Origin of the sequence: Mesorhizobium sp. M7D.F.Ca.US.004.03.1.1, assembly GCF_003998635.1 — a bacterium.
Classification (GTDB): Bacteria; Pseudomonadota; Alphaproteobacteria; order Rhizobiales; family Rhizobiaceae; genus Mesorhizobium; species Mesorhizobium loti.
This window is the reverse complement of record NZ_RZQG01001805.1, coordinates 1-447: the sequence shown is the minus strand read 5'-3', so window position 1 is coordinate 447 and position 447 is coordinate 1. Positions and strand designations below refer to the sequence as shown.

The following is a 447-nucleotide window of genomic DNA, read 5'->3' as shown; positions in this document are numbered from 1 at the left end:
CAGGATAAAGCATCTGGAGTCGCAGATAGGGTTTGAGCTATTTAAAAGAGACAAAGGGAAGCTCATTCCAACAAAGGAGGCAAGCGTCCTTTACAGTGAAGTAGAAGGGATGTTCTTTCTTTTTAGATTGATCCAACAAAAAATAGTAGAACTGAAGGAAGCTACGTCGGGGACGTTAAGGATAGCTTCAACACCCAGTGTCGGAAACACGATCGTAGCGGAGTCTATAAGCAGTTTCTTGAGCGGGCATCCGGAAGTAAGGATATCTCTGGACATATCGAAAACGGAAGAGGTGAACGATCAGGTGTTTCATGGCCTTTGCGATTTTGGCATACATACCATGGCGATGGATCGGCCGGGTTTGCAATTCAAGCCCACGCGCTTGGCCGAGATGGTTTGTGCGGTCCCCATTGGCCATTCTCTGGAAAGCCAGGACAAAATCTGTCT

Annotated in this window: 1 protein-coding gene; it reads left to right on the top strand. The window is 47.2% G+C overall.

Annotated elements, in window-relative coordinates:
- The coding region (locus EN935_RS40130) for a LysR substrate-binding domain-containing protein (RefSeq protein ID WP_206534744.1) at positions 1-447 on the top strand (447 nt) is incomplete at both ends.